We start from the raw sequence: 18,788 nt of genomic DNA, 5'->3' as shown, positions 1-18,788 counted from the left end.
GAGGGGGAAATAGGTTGCGCGAGATTATAGAGATCTGACGCACTAAAAACCAGTGTTTCGCGGAATCCGCGCCTCTTTTTGCATGCTTTATGCTAGCCGTCAGCGGAGAAAGTGGTATTCTCAATCGCATCGCGCAAGCCTGACTTGTGATGTTTTTAATTCTGCTAACCCTGTGGCCTGCAAGCAAGTTTTGTAGGACATCGCCAAGGAGACTCAACGTGTCTGAACTGTCTCAGTTATCCCCGCAACCGCTGTGGGATATTTTTGCCAAAATCTGTTCTATTCCTCATCCGTCCTACCATGAAGAGCAGCTCGCTGAACACATTCTGAGCTGGGCCCAAGAGAAAGGTTTCCACGTCGAGCGCGATCAGGTCGGTAATATCCTGATTCGCAAACCCGCTACCGCAGGAATGGAAAACCGCAAGCCGGTCGTTCTGCAAGCGCACCTGGATATGGTCCCGCAGAAAAATAACGACACCGTGCACGACTTCACTAAAGATCCTATCCAGCCTTATATTGACGGCGAATGGGTAAAAGCCCGTGGCACCACGCTGGGTGCGGATAACGGCATCGGCATGGCGTCCGCACTGGCCGTTCTGGCTGATGACAACGTGGTGCACGGTCCGCTCGAAGTGCTGCTGACCATGACCGAAGAAGCAGGTATGGATGGCGCGTTTGGTCTGCAGGCTAACTGGCTGCAGGCAGATATCCTGATCAACACCGACTCTGAAGAAGAAGGTGAGATCTATATGGGTTGCGCAGGCGGTATCGACTTTACCTCTAACCTGCCGCTGTCCCGTGAAGCAATCCCGGCTGGCTTCCAGAGCTTTAAGCTGACGTTGAAAGGCCTGAAAGGCGGTCACTCCGGTGGCGAAATCCACGTTGGTCTCGGTAACGCTAACAAGCTGCTGGTACGCTTCCTGGCGGGTCACGCTGAAGAGCTGGATCTGCGTCTGGTTGATTTCAACGGCGGTACGCTGCGCAACGCAATTCCGCGTGAAGCCTTTGCCACCCTCGCCGTGGCGGCAGATAAAGTTGATGCGTTAAAAGCGCTGGTCAACACCTACCAGGAAATCCTGAAAAACGAACTGGAAGCCAAAGAGAAGAACCTGGCTCTGCTGCTGGATGCCGTGACTCACGACAAAGCCGCGCTGACCACTCAGTCTCGCGACAGCTTCGTACGTCTGCTGAACGCCACCCCGAACGGTGTTATCCGCAATTCCGACGTAGCCAAAGGCGTGGTAGAAACCTCCCTGAACGTCGGCGTTGTAACCATGACTGACGACAACGTTGAAATTCACTGCCTGATCCGTTCCCTGATCGACAGCGGTAAAGACTACGTGGTGAGCATGCTGGATTCACTGGGTAAACTGGCTGGCGCGAAAACCCAGGCCAAAGGCGGATACCCTGGCTGGCAACCGGATGCTAACTCTCCGGTTATGCACCTGGTTCGCGAAACCTACCAGCGTCTGTTCAACAAAACGCCAAACATCCAGATCATTCACGCCGGTCTGGAATGTGGCCTGTTCAAGAAACCGTATCCGGAAATGGACATGGTTTCCATCGGGCCAACCATCACCGGTCCGCACTCCCCGGATGAACAGGTTCATATCGAAAGCGTTGGTCACTACTGGACGCTGCTGACTGAACTGCTGAAGTCGATTCCGGCGAAGTAAGATCCTGCGCTAAATGCCGGATAGCGCTGCGCTTATCCGGCAATCCATCTGAGTCACAGCCCCAACAGCAGCTGTCTTTCCAGTTGGGGATCCAGCAGCGTGACGTGTAATCCCACCAGCCTCACGCCTCGCCCTCCCCGACGTTCTTCCCAGGTTTTACGCGCCGTCGCAATTAAGTCATCTTTATTTAAGCGCGGCCAGACGTGCTCCTGCGTGGTCTGCTGAAAATCATTAAACTTGAGTTTTATCCCCTGGCGAGCGATAAGGAGATCCGGCTTTACCTTGGCCAGACGCCGTTCCAGTTCGGGATAAAGCCGCTCAATAATCGCCTCACACTCTGACCACTCATGAATATCTTCCGCCAGCGTGCGCTCCACGCCGACGGATTTGCGCAGTCTGTCGTTGTTAACGTCCCGCTCGTCAATGCCCTGGCTTCGCTCCCACAGCACGCGACCAAACTTACCAAAACGTTTGAGCAGCATTGCCAGGTCGTATTTTTGAACATCCTCGCAGGTACGCAATCCCATTGATTCCAGCTTCGCGGCGGAGACTTTGCCGACGCCGGGAATTTTGCCGAGCGGTAACGTTTTGAGAAATTCAGGAACATCGGCAGGGGTAATCACATATTGCCCGTTGGGCTTGTTGAGATCGGAGGCTATTTTTGCCAGAAATTTAACCGGCGCAATCCCGGCAGAAGCGGTTAGCTGCAGCTCGTTAAAAATCGTCTGGCGGATCTCCTGGGCGATCAGCGTGGCAGAACCGTGGCAGTGGGTGCTGTCGGTTACATCCAGATAGGCTTCATCCAGCGACAGGGGTTCAATCAGCGAGGTATAGCGGGAGAAAATCGCCTGAATCTGGCGGGAGGCTTCTTTGTAGGCCTCGTAGCGACCGGGTAATAAGGTAAGATGCGGGCATAGCTTTAAAGCCATTCCCGTTGGCATCGCGCTACGCACGCCAAATTTGCGCGCCGGGTAATTGGCTGTACTGATAACCCCCCGGCGCTCCCGGCTGCCGCCGATGGCAATGGGAATGTCACGCAGAGCGGGGTTATCGCGCATTTCCACCGCTGCGAAAAAGCAGTCCATATCAACATGTATGATTTTGCGCATTACTCGCCTCCCACAACACTGTTTAAGTATACAGTATTTTTATAGTGTGAGAAGTATGATTATTCCTTACGCCGGACCATTCATGACGAAGCGGGCATCGCACAGGTAACGCACAATATCCTTTTTCGTGTGTTCTGCGGGATTCCCCGCCGTGCTGACAAACAGTTTATTCACTTTGCGAACATTTGCCCGCAGCAGTTTTTCGATTGTCATCAGGCGGAAGGCATCATTTTCAACGCAGAAAAGCTCGTAGTCGCCCAGACGTTCACCACAAATTTCACAGTGATTCATCCAGTAACGTAGCCCGGTGGTTTTACTTTTATCGAGGTAGTAATTGCTGGCTTTGATGTTCTTTTTTATCTCTTCAGGCAGAGAATTAATGTGGAACAAAAAGCTGTTACGCCTGACCGACTGCCAGCCCTGACCATCCTGATTTTTCTTAATAAAGCGGGTAAACATCACGCCATGGATGCGGGTAATTTGGTGGCAGCTCCAGCAGTGCATCTTCGAGGTAATCACCAGATAGTACGGCGCGACAATATTAAAATTGTCGGTGTCGTAGACATAGTCACGAAGCGCCCCGTTTAGCTCGTGGGGTTCGGTGTACCAGATACCTGAGACCTTGTCGAAATGCGCCCCCTGACAGGCTACATCGGTGACGTTATCAGTATGAATCTCCAATGGAATAATATGGGTTACATCTATCACATTGCCTTCCTGAGGAATAAATTGCCCCCACATTGCGTGGGGGACGGGAACAGAATTAATGAGTGACGGGAGCAGATTGCTGACGTAAAGAAGTCACCTGCTTTTGCTTGTCCAGCTTATCCACCAGCGGTTGCACAACCTTCTCTCCCTGCTGGCCAAAATATTGATACAACGTATCGGAAGCGCTTTGCGTCAGCACCATGATCTCAATGCGACGGTTCCCGGCACTTTCCGGGTTTTTCGCATCCAGCAGCATTTGGTCCGCCATCGCGCTGACCTGCATGACTTTATTCTGCGGCATTCCGGCATCCTCCAGCACGCGTCGCGCCGACAAAGCGCGGTCGCCGGAGAGGTTCCAGTTGTTGTAAATGTTACTCTTATAGCTCATCGCGTCTGTATGCCCGGTGATGATTATCTTATTATCCAGCGAGTCAAACACGGGAGTCAGTTCAACCAGCAGCGATTTAAAGAACGGCATAATCCTGGCGCTACCGCGCTCAAACATATTGCGATTCTGGTCATCTTTAATCAGTACGCGCAGCCCCTGAGGAACAATCTCCATCTCCAGGTTAGTTTCCATATGCGCATTGCGGGCGATAACGTTAATGTCGGTCGCCAGTTCGCCCAATTCGCGGGCTGATTTTTGTTTCAGCAGCACCGCTTTTTCATTCACATCCAGCGCCTTTTTCGCGTTCTCTTCCGTAATTTTTGCCGTCTCCTGCGGGTTGACGGTTTTATCGAGTTTGTTGCGCGTGACGTTTTTCTTCTGCGCTCCCGGCGCTATCGGCTGCTTGCCCAGCTTATTTAACGGCGCCATACCGCCACCGTTAAAGATTGACTGACCATGCAGCGCCGCCACGATATTTTCGCGGTCAGCTTTACTGACGCTGTTCACAATCAACTTTATCGTGGTTACCAAGGGTGCCGAGCGTATCTCCGAGGTTTCGGCCCGCTTTACGCTGGACGCCATGCCCGGGAAGCAGATGGCGATCGATGCCGATCTGAACGCAGGCCTGATTAATCAGGCCCAGGCGCAGGCGCGACGTAAAGATGTGGCGGGCGAAGCGGATTTCTATGGCGCAATGGACGGTGCGTCGAAGTTCGTGCGCGGTGATGCCATCGCCGGGATGATGATCCTGGCCATCAACCTGATAGGCGGCGTCTGTATCGGTATTTTTAAATACGATTTAAGCGCCGAAGCCGCCTTCCAGCAATACGTACTGATGACCATCGGCGACGGTCTGGTCGCCCAGATCCCGTCTCTGCTGCTGTCGACGGCGGCGGCGATTATCGTTACACGCGTGAGCGACAGCGGTGATATCGCCACAGACGTGCGTAGCCAGTTGCTGGCCAGCCCCTCCGTACTCTATACCGCCACCAGCATTATGTTTGTACTGGCGGTGGTACCGGGAATGCCGCACTTCCCGTTCCTGGTGTTCAGCGCCCTGATGGGTTTCACCGCCTGGCGTATGAGCAAGCGCCCGAAGGTGGCTGAAACTGAAGAGAAAAATCTTGAGACGCTGACCAAAACCATCGTTGAAACCACCGAGCAACAGGTCAGTTGGGAAACTATTCCTTTGATCGAGCCAATCAGCCTGAGCCTGGGGTACAAGCTGGTATCGCTGGTAGACAAATCCAAAGGGAATCCGCTCACTCAACGTATTCGCGGTGTACGGCAGGTTATCTCAGACACTAACGGCGTGCTGCTCCCGGAAATTCGCATCCGCGAAAACTTCCGTCTAAAACCGACCCAGTACGCCATTTTTATCAATGGGATCAAGGCTGATGAGGCCGATATTCCCTCAGATAAGTTGATGGCGCTGCCCTCCAGTGAAACGTATGGCGAGATCGATGGTGTTTTAGGCCACGATCCGGCCTATGGTATGCCGGTGACGTGGATTGTACCGGCGCAAAAAGCCAAAGCGCTAAATATGGGGTATCAGGTCATTGATAGTGCCAGCGTCATTGCGACGCATGTGAATAAGGTCATTCGCAACTTTATTCCCGACCTGTTTAACTACGATGATATTACCCAACTGCATAACCGCCTCTCTTCGATGGCCCCCCGTCTGGCGGAAGATCTGAGCGCGGCGCTGAATTACAGCCAGCTCTTGAAGGTTTATCGGGCGCTGCTGGTCGAAGGCGTACCGCTGCGCGATATCGTTACCATTGCCACCGTACTGGTCGCCAGTAGCGCCGTCACTAAAGATCATATTCTGTTGACGGCAGATGTGCGTCTGGCGCTCCGTCGCAGCATTACCCATCCGTTTGTGCGCAAAGATGAGCTGGCGGTCTACACGCTGAATAATGAGCTGGAGAATCTGCTGGCTAATGTAGTGAATCAGGCTCAGCAAAGCGGCAAAGTGGTGCTCGATAGCGTACCGGTCGATCCTAATATGTTGAATCAGTTCCAGACCAATATGCCGCAGATTAAAGAACAGATGAAAGCCGCGGGTAAAGAGCCGGTACTGCTGGTCGCACCGCAGCTACGTCCTCTGCTTGCGCGCTATGCGCGCCTGTTTGCACCAGGCTTACAGGTGTTGTCATATAACGAAGTTCCGGATGAGCTGGAATTAAAGATTATGGGGGCGTTGAGTTAACCCCTGACGAGGCGGTGCCATTCGCACCGCCTTTTTGATTACAGAATGGTATTTTCCGTCAGAATACGACGAGCGCCGAGATAATGATCCTGCCAGAAGTCATCGGATAAATTGCTCACCCGAATCGTTTCTCCCGTACGCGGCGATTCAATAAATTGTCCCTGCCCCAAATAGACGCCCATATGATCGGCAATATCCCGACTGTGAATATGAAAGAACAATAAATCACCACGACGAAGGTCGCGATTAGCGACGATGGTCGCCCGCCGATAGTGATACATTTCATTCGCCGTACGTGGCAATTTTGCTGCCAGAATTTTGTTGTAGGCATAAAAGATCAGCCCGCTACAGTCAAAGCCTTGTTCCGGGCTGGTCCCGCCCCACAAATAGGGTTTACCTAACTGCTGCTCAAGACGGTGGATTGCCACTTCGGTTATGTTGTGCAGATGATCGCTACTGAGAAAATGGTCATTCTCAACCAGCTCCTGCCAGCGCTGATCGCTCGCTTTTAGTGGCCCCGGGAACCACTCCGGGTGCTGTTTAATCAGCGTCCTGTTTTGCTGGCGCAGCGCGCTTTTACTTTGCGCATTACCTTCTACCACATAACTTGCCTGCTTTTTTACCTGCGCGTGGTACTGCTTCAGCAGCCGGGCGCGGTTACGCATGCGTAATTGCGCCGCATAGCTTAAATGGGCGTCAGATAAGAGGGGCTGAACTTTGGCGACAGACGGCGAGGACAACACAACACACAAAGACAGCAGACCCGGCAAAAAGCGTCGGGGCGCAGAGACAAAAGACATGAAAACAACACTACCTAATCAAACACGTTCGCCGCAGTCTACCGCTATTGCCGGGCATTCCATTTTAATATTCGATTATTAAATTATTAATTTTTTAAATTCAATATATTAGGAATTCTGCACTCAGAAGACTTAATGACGTGCGCTAACCCGCAAAATACGTCAGTGTCTGACTGCCTTTAAGCACAATTTTCCGTATAAAGAAAATCTAAAGTGTAAACGCCGCACGAGAGACTTGCGAAAAACTCTCTGGGTGATAATGTGAGCGCTCCAGATCCAGATTTATCCGATTTGGGAACTCTTTTTGCCGTCCTGGCGTGTGTAATCGTTTTATCAAGGAATAAGCAGTATGCGTAAAATCGCATTTTTTCTTGCGATGCTTTTATTGCCGTGCGTTTCATTTGCCGGTTTGCTGAGCAGCAGCAGCCCGACTACGCCTGTCAGCAAAGAATATAAGCAGCAATTAATGGGCTCCCCCGTCTATATCCAGATCTTCAAAGAAGAGCGAACGCTGGATCTGTACGTCAAGATGGGCGAACAGTATCAATTGCTCGACAGCTATAAGATCTGCAATTATTCCGGCGGCTTAGGTCCGAAACAGCGTCAGGGCGATTTCAAAAGCCCGGAAGGGTTTTACAGCGTACAGCGCGGGCAGCTGAAACCGGATAGCCGCTTTTATAAAGCGATTAACATTGGTTTCCCTAACGCCTACGACCGCGCACACGGTTATGAAGGTAAATACTTGATGATCCACGGTGCCTGCGTTTCCGTTGGCTGCTACGCAATGACCGACAACGGCATTGATGAGATTTTCCAGTTTGTCACCGGCGCACTGGTGTTTGGGCAGTCCAGCGTGCAGGTTAGCATTTATCCATTCCGCATGACCGATGCCAACATGCAGCGCCATAAGTTCTCGTATTACAAAGAATTCTGGGCGCAGCTAAAGCCTGGCTACGATTACTTTGAACAAACGCGTAAGCCACCGACCGTTTCCGTCGTCGATGGCCGTTACGTTATCAGCAAGCCGTTGAGTCACGAAGTGGTTCAGCCGCAACTGGCATCAAACTATACGCTCCCCGAGACAAAATAACGCCCACTCGCCTGGCATAATCTTTTGCCAGGTTTCATTGCCGGTTAGCGGCTGAGTGGCAATCACGGTGACCACATCATTGGGTGTGGTCTCTGAGCTAAAATCGATTTCCACATCCTGATCCAGCAGTGTCGCCACGCCAAACGGCGCACGACGGGTGATCCAAAACAGGTTGGTCGAGCAGAAAGCCATCACATAACGCCCGTCAGACAACAGCATGTTGAAGACGCCCTTCTCACGCAATTCTCCTGCCAGCATCGCGATATATTTAAACACTGCCGTCATATTGCCAGGCGTACGCGGATACCGTTCAGTTAGCTTGTGGAGCAGCCAGCAGAAAGCTTTTTCGCTGTCGGTTTCCCCAACCGGGCGGAAATTACCGGTTTCCAGCGATTTATAGCCGCTGAGCTGTCCGTTATGAGCGTACGTCCAGTTACGTCCCCACAGTTCACGCGTAAATGGATGGGTATTTTCCAATGCCACTTCGCCACGATTCGCCTGACGAATATGGGCAATCACGGAACAGGATTTGATGGGATAGTCTTGTACCAGTTTGGCGATAGGCGAATTAAAGCTGGGTTGCGGATCTTTAAACGTACGGCAGCCCTTACCTTCATAAAACGTAATACCCCAGCCGTCTTTGTGCGGCCCGGTACCTCCGCCGCGCTGAACCAGCCCGGTGAAGCTAAAGCAGATATCGGTTGGCACATTGGCGCTCATCCCGAGCAGTTCGCACATACATCACCTCCACAAACGCCTTTAAGCGGGAAGGCGTAATTGTTGCAGCCAGTTTAGATTCGGACAGCGCGCAGAAACCGGAGCGTACACGTAGTACGTGAGGATTTCGGGCACTGCCCGGATTCAAAATGGCAAATAAAATAGCCTTCTTACTTCACCATCTCTTTTTCGATCAACTGGATCAGGATATGGATCACTTTGATATGAATTTCCTGAATACGGTCAGCATAGCCAAAGTGCGGCACGCGAATTTCGATATCCGCACTACCCGCCATTTTGCCGCCATCTTTACCGGTCAGGGTGATGACTTTCATCCCTTTCTCACGCGCTGCGGCAATCGCTTTAATCACGTTACCGGAGTTACCCGAAGTAGAGATGCCTAACAGGACATCGCCTTCGCGACCCACGGCTTCAACGTAGCGGGAGAAGACATAATCGTAACCGAAATCGTTGCTGACGCAGGAGATATGGCTGACATCAGAAATAGCGATCGCCGGGTAGCCAGGGCGGTTTTCGCGATAACGTCCGGTCAGCTCTTCGGCGAAGTGCATCGCGTCGCAATGGGAACCGCCGTTACCGCAAGAAAGTACCTTACCGCCAGCTTTAAAGCTGTCTGCCAACAGGACCGCCGCGCGCTGAATGGCGTGAATATTGGCGTCATCTTTAAGAAAATTAGCCAGCGTTTCCGCCGCTTCGCTCAGTTCGTTACGAATAAGATCCTGGTACATGAGGATATCCTTCAGCATGAATGTAAATGACAAGATGCAGTGTACCGGATAGCGCTACCAGCGAGAAGTACAAGCCACAGGAATGGCTGCGGCTTTTGATTTTTTGTGCCGGTTAAAACAGCAACAATGTGAGCTTTGTTGTAATTATTTTGTAAACACATTGCTAAAAGAATTTACATCCACTACAACCATATCATCACAAGTGGTCAGACCTCCTACAAGCAAGGGAGCTTTTCGTTATGATGATTTTGAGTATTATCGCTACGGTTGTTCTGCTCAGCGTTCTGTTTTATCACCGCGTGAGCTTATTCCTCAGCAGCTTAATTTTGCTCGCCTGGACAGCTGCGCTTGGCGTGGTTGGCCTGTGGTCAATCTGGCTGCTGGTTCCTCTGGCCATTCTCCTCGTACCGTTTAACTTTACGCCAATGCGCAAATCCATGATCTCTGCGCCAGTGTTCCGCGGTTTCCGTAAAGTCATGCCGCCGATGTCGCGTACTGAGAAAGAGGCGATTGATGCCGGTACAACCTGGTGGGAAGGCGACCTGTTCCAGGGCAAGCCAGACTGGAAAAAACTGCATAACTATCCTCAGCCGCATCTGACAGCTGAAGAACAAGCGTTTATTGACGGTCCGGTGGAAGAAGCCTGCCGCATGGCGAACGACTTCCAGATCACCCATGAACTCGCGGATCTGCCGCCGGAACTGTGGGCGTATCTGAAAGAACACCGCTTCTTCGCGATGATCATTAAGAAAGAGTACGGCGGGCTGGAATTCTCCGCGTATGCTCAGGCTCGCGTTCTGCAGAAACTCTCCGGCGTTTCCGGGATCCTGGCGATCACCGTTGGCGTACCTAACTCCTTAGGCCCTGGCGAACTGCTGCAGCATTACGGCACCGAAGAGCAGAAGAATCATTACCTGCCGCGTCTGGCACGTGGTCAGGAGATCCCCTGCTTTGCTCTGACCAGCCCGGAAGCGGGTTCCGATGCAGGCGCGATCCCTGATACCGGCGTGGTTTGTATGGGCGACTGGCAGGGCCAGCAGGTGCTGGGTATGCGCCTGACCTGGAATAAGCGTTATATCACGCTGGCGCCTATCGCTACCGTACTGGGTCTGGCATTTAAACTCTCCGACCCGGAAAAACTGCTGGGTGGTGAAGAAGATCTTGGCATTACCTGTGCGCTGATCCCAACGTCAACCCCAGGCGTACAAATTGGGCGTCGACACTTCCCGCTGAACGTGCCGTTCCAGAACGGTCCGACGCTGGGCAAAGATGTCTTCGTGCCGATTGATTACATCATCGGTGGCCCAAAAATGGCCGGTCAGGGCTGGCGCATGCTGGTGGAATGTCTGTCCGTGGGACGCGGTATTACCCTGCCGTCTAACTCGACGGGCGGCGTGAAATCGGTCGCAATGGCAACCGGCGCGTATGCGCACATTCGTCGCCAGTTCAAAATCTCTATCGGTAAGATGGAAGGTATTGAAGAGCCGTTGGCACGTATTGCGGGTAACGCGTACGTGATGGATGCAGCGGCGTCGCTGATTACCTACGGTATTATGCTGGGTGAAAAACCGGCGGTGCTGTCGGCCATCGTGAAGTATCACTGTACCCACCGTGGACAGCAGTCAATCATCGATGCAATGGATATTACTGGCGGTAAAGGCATTATGCTTGGCGAAAGCAACTTCCTCGCCCGTGCTTATCAGGGCGCGCCTATCGCCATTACCGTTGAAGGTGCCAACATTCTGACCCGGAGCATGATGATCTTCGGTCAGGGGGCGATTCGCTGCCATCCGTACGTTCTGGAAGAGATGGCTGCGGCACAGAGTAACGATGTGAATGCGTTCGACAAGCTGCTGTTCAAACACATCGGCCACGTCGGCAGTAACAAAGTGCGCAGCTTCTGGCTGGGCCTGACGCGTGGCTTAACCAGCAGCACGCCAACCGGCGATGCGACCAAACGTTACTACCAGCATCTGAACCGTCTGAGCGCTAACCTGGCACTGCTTTCAGATGTTTCCATGGCCGTACTGGGCGGTAGCCTGAAGCGCCGTGAACGTATCTCCGCGCGTCTGGGCGATGTATTAAGTCAGCTGTATCTGGCCTCTGCGGTACTGAAGCGTTATGACGATGAAGGCCGTAATGAAGCAGACCTGCCGTTGGTTCACTGGGGCGTTCAGGATGCGTTGTACAAAGCGGAACAGGCGATGGACGACCTGCTGAAAAACTTCCCGAACCGACTGGTCGCGGGCTTGCTGAATGTGGTTATCTTCCCTACCGGTCGCCACTACCATGCACCGTCTGACAAGCTGGATCATAAAGTCGCGAAGATTCTGCAGGTTCCGAGCGCCACCCGTTCTCGCCTTGGCCGCGGTCAATACCTGACGCCGAGCGAGCATAACCCGGTAGGTTTGCTGGAAGAGGCTTTGCTGGATGTGATTGCAGCCGACCCTATCCACCAGCGGATCTGCAAAGAGCTGGGTAAAAACCTGCCGTTTACCCGCCTGGATGAACTGGCGCACAATGCGCTGGCTAAAGGGCTGATTGATAAAGACGAAGCCGCAATTCTGGTGAAAGCCGAAGCGAGCCGTCTGCGTAGCATCAACGTGGATGACTTTGAACCCGAGGCGCTGGCGACTCAGCCGGTAAAGCTGCCAGAGAAAGTGCGTAAAATCGAAGCGGCCTGAATATCGGCGAAATAAAAAGCGGAGCTGAAGCTCCGCTTTTTTGCTTACACATTAGTTGTAGTTAAACGCATCAGGATGATTTTGCAGGCTCCCGCTCAGCGCAGCGAACAGTACCGTTTTACCATCGATTGACAGCTCGTCGCTCACGTTCAGCCACGTTAGTTTCTCTCGTGAGGTTTTCTCATCAACCGTTGAGAACACCCCCATCATCTGCTGTGACTTTTCTGACCACAGCACCGCAATACGTTCTGCACTGCAATCATGCGGTTTGCACGCGCTCAGAACCTGGTATGATTCGCCACCCAGCTTCACCGTCTGCGTCGGGGAAGATGTTCCCCCTTTATTGATCCATGCGGGCAATTTATTCCCTTCCACCATTTGGCTGTACGCTGCTTTTGTCGCATCATCTTTCGCCAGAGTGCTCAGGTTAATATCGCTTTGCGCCATTGCACCTGTTGCCACGACCATCGTAGCGATAGTGGTTAATATCTTTAGCATTTTTCCTCCTTGGCCGATCCCCGCATTATTCTGCCTGTAAATGGTGGTTGGAGATACTGATAAATGCAAATCAGCGGTTTCTGGAAAATGGCCTTTCAAGATGTCCCCCACCCACACACTCCGCGAATAAGATGTTAGAGTTAACTTAAGCCCACAACGAGGAGTTTGGTACTGTGTCTGGTTTGAAGATTACTCTCTTGCAACAATCTTTGGTCTGGATGGATGGTCCGGCTAACCTGCGCCATTTCGACCGCCAACTGGAAACCGTCACCGGACGTGATGTCATTGTGTTACCTGAAATGTTTACCAGCGGATTTGCCATGGAAGCGGCAAGCAAATCGCTGCCGCAGGAAGAGGTTGTCAGTTGGATGCGCACTAAGGCGCAACAGACGAACGCCCTTATAGCAGGCAGCGCCGCTCTCTTGTCTGAACGTGGCCCGGTAAACCGCTTTTTGCTGGTCGAACCCGAAGGTAATGTCCATTTCTATGACAAGCGCCATCTGTTCCGCATGGCGGATGAACATCAACATTATCAGGCGGGTGACGCGCGGGTTATTTTTGAATGGCGCGGCTGGCGCATTCTGCCGTTGGTCTGTTATGACCTGCGTTTTCCAGTATGGTCGCGCAACCGCAACGATTACGACCTGGCATTGTATGTCGCCAACTGGCCGGCGCCGCGTTCGCTACACTGGCAGGTTCTGCTCACCGCACGGGCAATTGAGAACCAGGCTTATGTAGCAGGATGTAACCGCGTAGGTACTGATGGTAACGGCCATCATTATCGCGGTGACAGCCGGGTGATTAATCCGCAAGGGGAGATTATTGCCACCGCCGAGCCGCATCAGGCTACGCGCATTGACGCTGAACTGTCACTCTCGGCGCTGCGCGAGTACCGCGAGAAATTCCCCGCCTGGCAGGACGCTGACCCGTTCACGCTGTAGATATCGCCTTCTTCCCGCTGCACAACGTTTTCCGTAGCGGGATTGTTTCACTCCGTAACCAACCGCAAAACAAATTCGCGTGGCGACGTGCTTCGGGCATCGTATTCTGCAAAGGATAATCACTCGTCACCAGCGAGTGACAGACAATGTTAATAATTCCCTTATCAGGATCCCGAAATGAAGAACTTCGTACGCATGACTTTGCTGGCGGCAACCGTGGCTGGCGCTTCTTTTAGCACGCTTGCAGCAAACGTATCCAATGTACCCGCACCAGCTCAGGACCCGGTAGTTCAGCACCTTAAACTGAGCACTGACCAGGTTGCGCAGATTAAAAAACTGCACCAGCAGCTTGAAACCAACGTTAGCCAGATATCGGTGAAGGATGTTAAAGACGGCGCGTTGATTGACGTCATCAAGTCCGGGAAATGGGATGAAGCCGCCGTCAAAAAACAGCTTTCCGCGTTCAGCAATATCGAACAGCAGGCGCGTTATTACCGCGTGAAATACTATTTCGACCTGAACAAAGTACTGACCCCAGAACAGCGCCAGCAGGTGCAAAAAGATATCGCACAGACGCTGAGCGAATAATGACCATGGCCTGAATCAGCAATGATTCAGGCTTTTCGGTAATACTTCCTGCTCGAACAAAAATCCCTGCACAGCATCTGCGCCGCTCATACGGCAAATGGCGTAATCCTGCGGCGTTTCCACCCCCTCGATCACAACCCGTTCTCCCAGCCCGCGAAATTGATTGACCAGTACCCTCAACTGCCACTCCGACGTCCTGAACTGATGAAACATTCCGCTTTCAATTTTGATGGCATCGAAACGGATGCCAGACAGTCGCCAGACAAAAAATAGCTCAGGCGAAACATCATCCAGCCACACGCGAAACCCGTGACGCACCAGGGTTTTAACGGCAATGCATACGGCCTGCTGTTCTGCCTTTTCCAGTCGCATCATGGTGCCAGGATCCTGTATTTCGATAACAATCCGCCCCTGATGCGCCTGCCGGGCGAGCTGCGCAATCCACGACAGACAGGTCAGCATCCTGACGGATAAATTCAGCGAATAACTTCCTGAGAGTGCCAGTACCTGCCGCATTTGCCACAGAAATAGCTGCTGTTTTGCGGTGATGGAAAGGTGCTTGAAAAAAAGATCGAGCGGTAGCGGCGTGCGTACCTGACTTAACACCTCACAGACATCCAGCGATGCATCATCAAAAAAATGGATGCGCTGCAAACGGATCCCGGTGATCCGCAGCAGCTCGGCGTTGCGGGGAAGCTCTGGCACATGGCGGGTCTGTTCGCTGAATCTGTTCATATCATTCCATTTTTTGATTGAAAGGACGTCGTGCATCCTGCAGCCACGGGATACGGCGATCGTTCGGGTATGTCAGGTAAAAGCGCGTCGCCAGACGATGCGCCTCAGGTAGGTCGCGCTGCTGTAACGCCAGCAAGATTTGCGTGAAGGAGACATTCGGGTCTGGGTGAACACGCACATAGTCAGGCGCCCAGCGGCGAACCGCTTCCAGCCAGCGAGCGTCCCGGGTACGCTGATACCGTTGCAGATACCCCATCTGAACATCAAACCGGTAGCGAGGGGCAAGGAGCCAGCCTCCTACCGGGAGCGACTCGGCCAGACGCCACTGCGCTGATTGTCGCTCCGCCAGCGTCAACTGCTGTTGCGTGTGCAGTGAGAGAAGCAACAATGGCGTGAAGGTTAAAAACGAGATCAATGCCAGCGCACGAATCAGCGACGTCGACGTAAGCGTCAGGCGAGCCACTTTTAGCGGGCTATCTGCACAACGAAGCAGCAGGATCAGCAGTAACCAGTGTGGTGTTGACTGCCTGACGGGGTATTCCGTCAACATATGAATAACCACCGGCAGCGCCGCCACCAGACAAGCGCGACGCCAGCGATTTCCGTGCATCCACAGCCAGAAGCCTCCCGTAATAAAGCACAGCGTCCCCGCCAGCCCAACCAGGCCGCCCTCCACCAGCCACAGCACCAGCTCATTGTGCGGATGCGAGATGCTGCTCAGCCCCAACGGCCCCGCACGTTCGAGAAACACGGCGGCAAAACTGCCCACGCCCCACCCCGTCCACGGGCGTTCGGCAAATAATGCCAGTGACGTTTTAAGCACCGTCCAGCGCACCTGGGAAGTGGTCAGGTGATCGACTGTAGCAACGGACAAAAAATGGCGAGCGAGCGTGCCCGCCACCATGCCTAACGCCAGCGGCAGCAGAAGTAGCAACAACATACGGCGTTGCGCCGGGAAAACCACCAGCAGCAAGACTTCACCTACCACCACAGACACATAGCCGGTTTGCGACTGGGATTCATGCAGCACAAAGCCCATCATCACCAGAGCAATCCCGATGACAATTCGATATCTGTCGCGTAGCCGTAAAAAGATCGGAGCTGACAGCAGCACACCAGATGCAGTGAAGCTGGCCATCAGATTGACCTGCTGAAAAATACCGTAGGGCCGCGTACCGCGTCGCCAGGCAAACTCCCAGTAATCAACACCCGGCAAATGCCAGTACTGATACAAAAACGCCAGACATTCGATGACGCACGCCCCCCATAGCAGAGTCAGCAGTACCGTCAGGGTGTTTGCCGCAAGCGGAATCTGCAATGTCACCAGATAGACGAGCACGCCTCCCAGCAACGCCCCTGCGACCAGCTGCGCCTCGAACTGCCAGACGCCAGGCGTCAGCAGACAAAGCAGCGTCAGGATGAGCGCCCCCATCGAAAAAACCGTGGCGGGGACAGTGATGCGCCAGCATTGTCGAGGCACCAGCACTGATGCGCTTGCAGCCAGCACAACGGCATAAATCCAGCTCGTAATATTAAGCGGCAACGACAGACCGCTGCCGCCGTTATTCAGCCAGTAGAGATGCATTCCCCCACACCAGAAAAACAGACTAATAACGAGCAATAATTTCTGCGCAGGCAGCGGGGCAATACGATTCAGTGCGTTCATCATGCTACTGGTAGTTCAGTGTCCAGGTTCCGCTGGCGCTGAACGGACCGTATTCGAGAGACTGATTTTTTATCGCCGACGGCTCTGCTGCGACCCACGCCCAAAAATTTAGCGTCATCGAGCCTGCAGTTATCTCTTTGACTGACATGCTCTCATCAAGGCGAATTGCCGTGCCGTCCTCTTCGCTCATCCCAATACCGATCCCTGTCGCGCCGCCCTGTTCACTGCTATCCAGCGCCAGATGATCGTCCAGTTCAGCATCCTCACTACCACTGAAAGTGACCGAGATCCCGCGAAAAACCTCGGGGTTGCAGTCGCGTAGCTGAATGCTGAATTTTTCCGGCTTACTGCGCCCCGAAAGATAGAGATCCTGCGTCGCGATTTGCCCGAAATCGACCTCGATTTTGTCGCCTCCTGGTGCCAGGCTGCAGGCCAGCGCTCTGATAGTGCCGTGAAAATACATATCACCGCCGACCAGTTTGGTGTCGGCCTGCACCATGCCGCCAAGCAGTAACACGCCGATCGCGAATAACGCCGAACATCTCATGGCATCCCCCTACTGAAACTGCGCAACAACGGTGGCAGAGGCTTCAAACTCACCTTCCTTAACGCTTCCCACGCCCGGCTTTGCCACCGGTGCAGCGGTGAGATTCCAGTCGCCCTGATTCTGGTAAAAACCTTTCACGTTATAGAATTGATTGGGCACGACGGTGCCACCGCTCTCGTCTTTAAGCATAATGCCGAGATCGTCGCGCTTTTGTCCGCCGCTCAGCGTGCCGAGGAGATGATCGTTGAACCCCGCCGAGCCTGACGCCGTGGTAGTTTGCACGCCAAGATTAATGTTCAGCGCGCCCTGATCGAAGCTGCCGCCTTCACAAACAACATGAATGGGGATCGACTTGCTGTAGTTAGTGCCATTGAGCCGGGCAGCGGATCCTGGCAGATCGCCAAACTCAATACTGATTTTGTCTCCCCGGTTGAAGGTGCATTTGTCCGGTACGGTAATCAGCCCGGATTTAATCACCACACGGGAAATCGCCGTAGTGGGCGTAGGTCCCGCGCTCCCCATGCGCCCGGCTACCTCCACCAGCGATTGGGAAGTGATATTGATGCCGTTGATAATGGGTTTAGTGACAATAAACGTCACTTTCCCTTTTGAACCACTTTCAACGTTAGTGGCGCGCGTGTAGCCCTTGCGCTTTTTGCAAGTGTTATTGCTGTTGCGGTTTGAAACGTTGGTAAAAGGCGCCTGAACATACTGTTTATAGCCCCCGGCAACCCACACCTGCACTTCCACATCCAGATACTCATTTAGCCGAAAACGGTTCGCCCCCTGATTTGAAGGCGGCATCGTAGTCGTGGTGGTGTAGTAAATCGGCGACCGGGAGATGTCAGCCTGCTCGCAATAGAAATTCACCACATACCAACTGCCCAGATTCCAGGTAAACGGATCCGTTCTGCCACCCACGTGGTTTTTACTGACATCCAGCGAACTCAGTTCGATATCGTACTGATGCGGCGACCCGCCCTCCGGCTCACCTTCCCCCTGTGTAAATGCCTGCCCGGCCAGTGGACAGCCAGCCAGGGCAACCCACAACAGCGCTTTGCGTAATACGCTCATAGATACTCCAGCTTAAGTCTCACCAGGCCGTTAAATTCTCCGGCAGTCACCTCTGGCCCAAAAGATTCCAGCGTGGCCAGAAAGTGAATGGCGTTATCGCCTGGTTTGAGGATCCACATCCGTTGCGGTTGGTTCAGATGGATCAGCTGATTACGCTCGGTCAGTAGCCGAATGCCCGCGCCGCGCACATCACCACGAATACGCCCCAGGTCACTGTTTTCCGGCGCGCCTTCGGCCATCAGCGTCATCGAAACGCCACGTTCCACCGTGCTGTGCGCCAGCTCAGGCATTTCGCTGGTCTGCCCGGGGAAATCCCTCAGGGTATGACCAGAGCCCTTTAAGCAGCCGTTCAGGTACAGCGTGACCAATACCGGTTCGCTGCGATCGCCGCCCTGGCGAAACCGACTGGCGGAAATATCACCAAGATTGATGGTCTGATCGCGTGAGGCCATATCCAGCACGCACGGCGACACGTAGACCCGGCCGTGAAAGCGGACGTTGCCATACTCACCGGACACGTTGCTCATATCCTGGCGGCCGCTGGTGGCCTGAACCTGCCAGGCCATGCCCGCCATCAGCAGGGCGCAAAGCATCTTTTTCATTTAC

General features: G+C 53.4%; 17 protein-coding genes and 1 pseudogene. 6 read left to right on the top strand and 12 right to left on the bottom strand.

Annotation, left to right across the window (positions count from 1 at the left end):
- Positions 1–218 precede the first annotated feature (218 nt).
- Complete coding sequence (pepD, locus tag N0B36_RS00180) at positions 219–1,676, top strand: cytosol nonspecific dipeptidase (RefSeq protein ID WP_016151863.1); 1,458 nt, start codon at positions 219–221, stop codon at positions 1,674–1,676.
- Between the two features lie 53 nt (positions 1,677–1,729).
- Here the strand turns inward: pepD and dinB are convergent, their stop codons facing one another.
- The 3 genes from dinB to lafU all read right to left on the bottom strand — a co-directional run bounded on the left by dinB (position 1,730) and on the right by lafU (position 4,463).
- Positions 1,730–2,785: a DNA polymerase IV gene (dinB, locus tag N0B36_RS00175; protein WP_016155765.1), complete on the bottom strand. Its 1,056-nt coding sequence runs from the start codon at positions 2,783–2,785 to the stop codon at positions 1,730–1,732.
- 66 nt (positions 2,786–2,851) lie between these two features.
- Positions 2,852–3,493, bottom strand: coding sequence for a hypothetical protein (locus N0B36_RS00170; RefSeq protein ID WP_016151861.1), 642 nt, complete (start codon positions 3,491–3,493; stop codon positions 2,852–2,854).
- 55 nt (positions 3,494–3,548) lie between these two features.
- The gene (gene lafU / locus N0B36_RS00165; protein ID WP_071600315.1) at positions 3,549–4,463 is read right to left on the bottom strand and encodes a putative lateral flagellar export/assembly protein LafU; all 915 of its coding nucleotides are present in this window, start codon (positions 4,461–4,463) and stop codon (positions 3,549–3,551) included.
- Between lafU and N0B36_RS00160 the strand changes: the two are divergent.
- A pseudogene (locus N0B36_RS00160) lies at positions 4,375–6,093 on the top strand (flagellar biosynthesis protein FlhA); the annotation flags it as partial. The gene lafU and the pseudogene N0B36_RS00160 sit on opposite strands and share 89 nt — an antisense overlap.
- Positions 6,094–6,131: 38 nt before the next feature.
- Here the strand turns inward: N0B36_RS00160 and N0B36_RS00155 are convergent.
- Positions 6,132–6,893, bottom strand: a complete 762-nt coding sequence (locus N0B36_RS00155; protein WP_049281680.1) for a C40 family peptidase — start codon at positions 6,891–6,893, stop codon at positions 6,132–6,134.
- A gap of 349 nt (positions 6,894–7,242) precedes the next feature.
- Here N0B36_RS00155 and dpaA point away from each other — a divergent pair, with 349 nt between their 5' ends.
- Positions 7,243–7,983 (top strand): peptidoglycan meso-diaminopimelic acid protein amidase, encoded by a 741-nt coding sequence (gene dpaA / locus N0B36_RS00150; RefSeq protein WP_016151817.1) that lies wholly within the window; start codon positions 7,243–7,245, stop codon positions 7,981–7,983.
- Here the strand turns inward: dpaA and N0B36_RS00145 are convergent.
- Entirely contained in the window at positions 7,954–8,721 is a 768-nt protein-coding gene (locus N0B36_RS00145) for a class II glutamine amidotransferase (RefSeq protein ID WP_016151816.1), read from the bottom strand. The genes dpaA and N0B36_RS00145 overlap by 30 nt on opposite strands.
- A gap of 149 nt (positions 8,722–8,870) precedes the next feature.
- Complete coding sequence (lpcA, locus tag N0B36_RS00140; RefSeq protein ID WP_016151815.1) at positions 8,871–9,449, bottom strand: D-sedoheptulose 7-phosphate isomerase; 579 nt, start codon at positions 9,447–9,449, stop codon at positions 8,871–8,873.
- A 239-nt stretch (positions 9,450–9,688) separates the two neighbouring features.
- Between lpcA and fadE the strand changes: the two genes are divergently transcribed.
- On the top strand, positions 9,689–12,133 hold the full coding sequence (gene fadE, locus N0B36_RS00135) for an acyl-CoA dehydrogenase FadE (protein ID WP_049281681.1): 2,445 nt from the start codon (positions 9,689–9,691) through the stop codon (positions 12,131–12,133).
- Between the two features lie 51 nt (positions 12,134–12,184).
- Here fadE and ivy read toward each other — a convergent pair whose 3' ends face one another.
- The gene (gene ivy / locus N0B36_RS00130; protein ID WP_047498493.1) at positions 12,185–12,631 is read right to left on the bottom strand and encodes an Ivy family C-type lysozyme inhibitor; all 447 of its coding nucleotides are present in this window, start codon (positions 12,629–12,631) and stop codon (positions 12,185–12,187) included.
- Between the two features lie 173 nt (positions 12,632–12,804).
- Here ivy and N0B36_RS00125 point away from each other — a divergent pair, with 173 nt between their 5' ends.
- Together N0B36_RS00125 and N0B36_RS00120 are read left to right on the top strand one after the other, a co-directional pair.
- Entirely contained in the window at positions 12,805–13,572 is a 768-nt protein-coding gene (locus tag N0B36_RS00125) for an amidohydrolase (protein ID WP_047417078.1), read from the top strand.
- A 177-nt stretch (positions 13,573–13,749) separates the two neighbouring features.
- Complete coding sequence (locus N0B36_RS00120; protein WP_016155758.1) at positions 13,750–14,160, top strand: Spy/CpxP family protein refolding chaperone; 411 nt, start codon at positions 13,750–13,752, stop codon at positions 14,158–14,160.
- A 15-nt stretch (positions 14,161–14,175) separates the two neighbouring features.
- On the opposite strand, the gene N0B36_RS00115 is transcribed toward N0B36_RS00120, so the two are convergent.
- From N0B36_RS00115 to N0B36_RS00095, 5 genes are read right to left on the bottom strand one after another with little or no spacing between them, the layout of a single operon-like run.
- Positions 14,176–14,895: an EAL domain-containing protein gene (locus N0B36_RS00115; RefSeq protein WP_181634984.1), complete on the bottom strand. Its 720-nt coding sequence runs from the start codon at positions 14,893–14,895 to the stop codon at positions 14,176–14,178.
- 1 nt (position 14,896) lies between these two features.
- Positions 14,897–16,564, bottom strand: a complete 1,668-nt coding sequence (locus tag N0B36_RS00110; protein WP_259685046.1) for an O-antigen ligase — start codon at positions 16,562–16,564, stop codon at positions 14,897–14,899.
- Between the two features lies 1 nt (position 16,565).
- Positions 16,566–17,108 (bottom strand): fimbrial protein, encoded by a 543-nt coding sequence (locus N0B36_RS00105; protein WP_259685044.1) that lies wholly within the window; start codon positions 17,106–17,108, stop codon positions 16,566–16,568.
- 9 nt (positions 17,109–17,117) lie between these two features.
- Positions 17,118–18,182: a fimbrial protein gene (locus N0B36_RS00100; RefSeq protein ID WP_235116693.1), complete on the bottom strand. Its 1,065-nt coding sequence runs from the start codon at positions 18,180–18,182 to the stop codon at positions 17,118–17,120.
- Positions 18,179–18,784, bottom strand: a complete 606-nt coding sequence (locus N0B36_RS00095) for a fimbrial protein (RefSeq protein ID WP_019076065.1) — start codon at positions 18,782–18,784, stop codon at positions 18,179–18,181. Before N0B36_RS00095 ends, N0B36_RS00100 begins: the two co-directional genes overlap by 4 nt.
- Between the last annotated feature and the right edge of the window lie 4 nt (positions 18,785–18,788).

The sequence above is a fragment of the Citrobacter sp. XY323 genome (assembly GCF_025106035.1).
Lineage (GTDB): Bacteria > Pseudomonadota > Gammaproteobacteria > Enterobacterales > Enterobacteriaceae > Citrobacter > Citrobacter braakii.
Note: the sequence above shows the minus strand (reverse complement) of the source record. Positions and strands in the feature narration are given on the sequence as shown.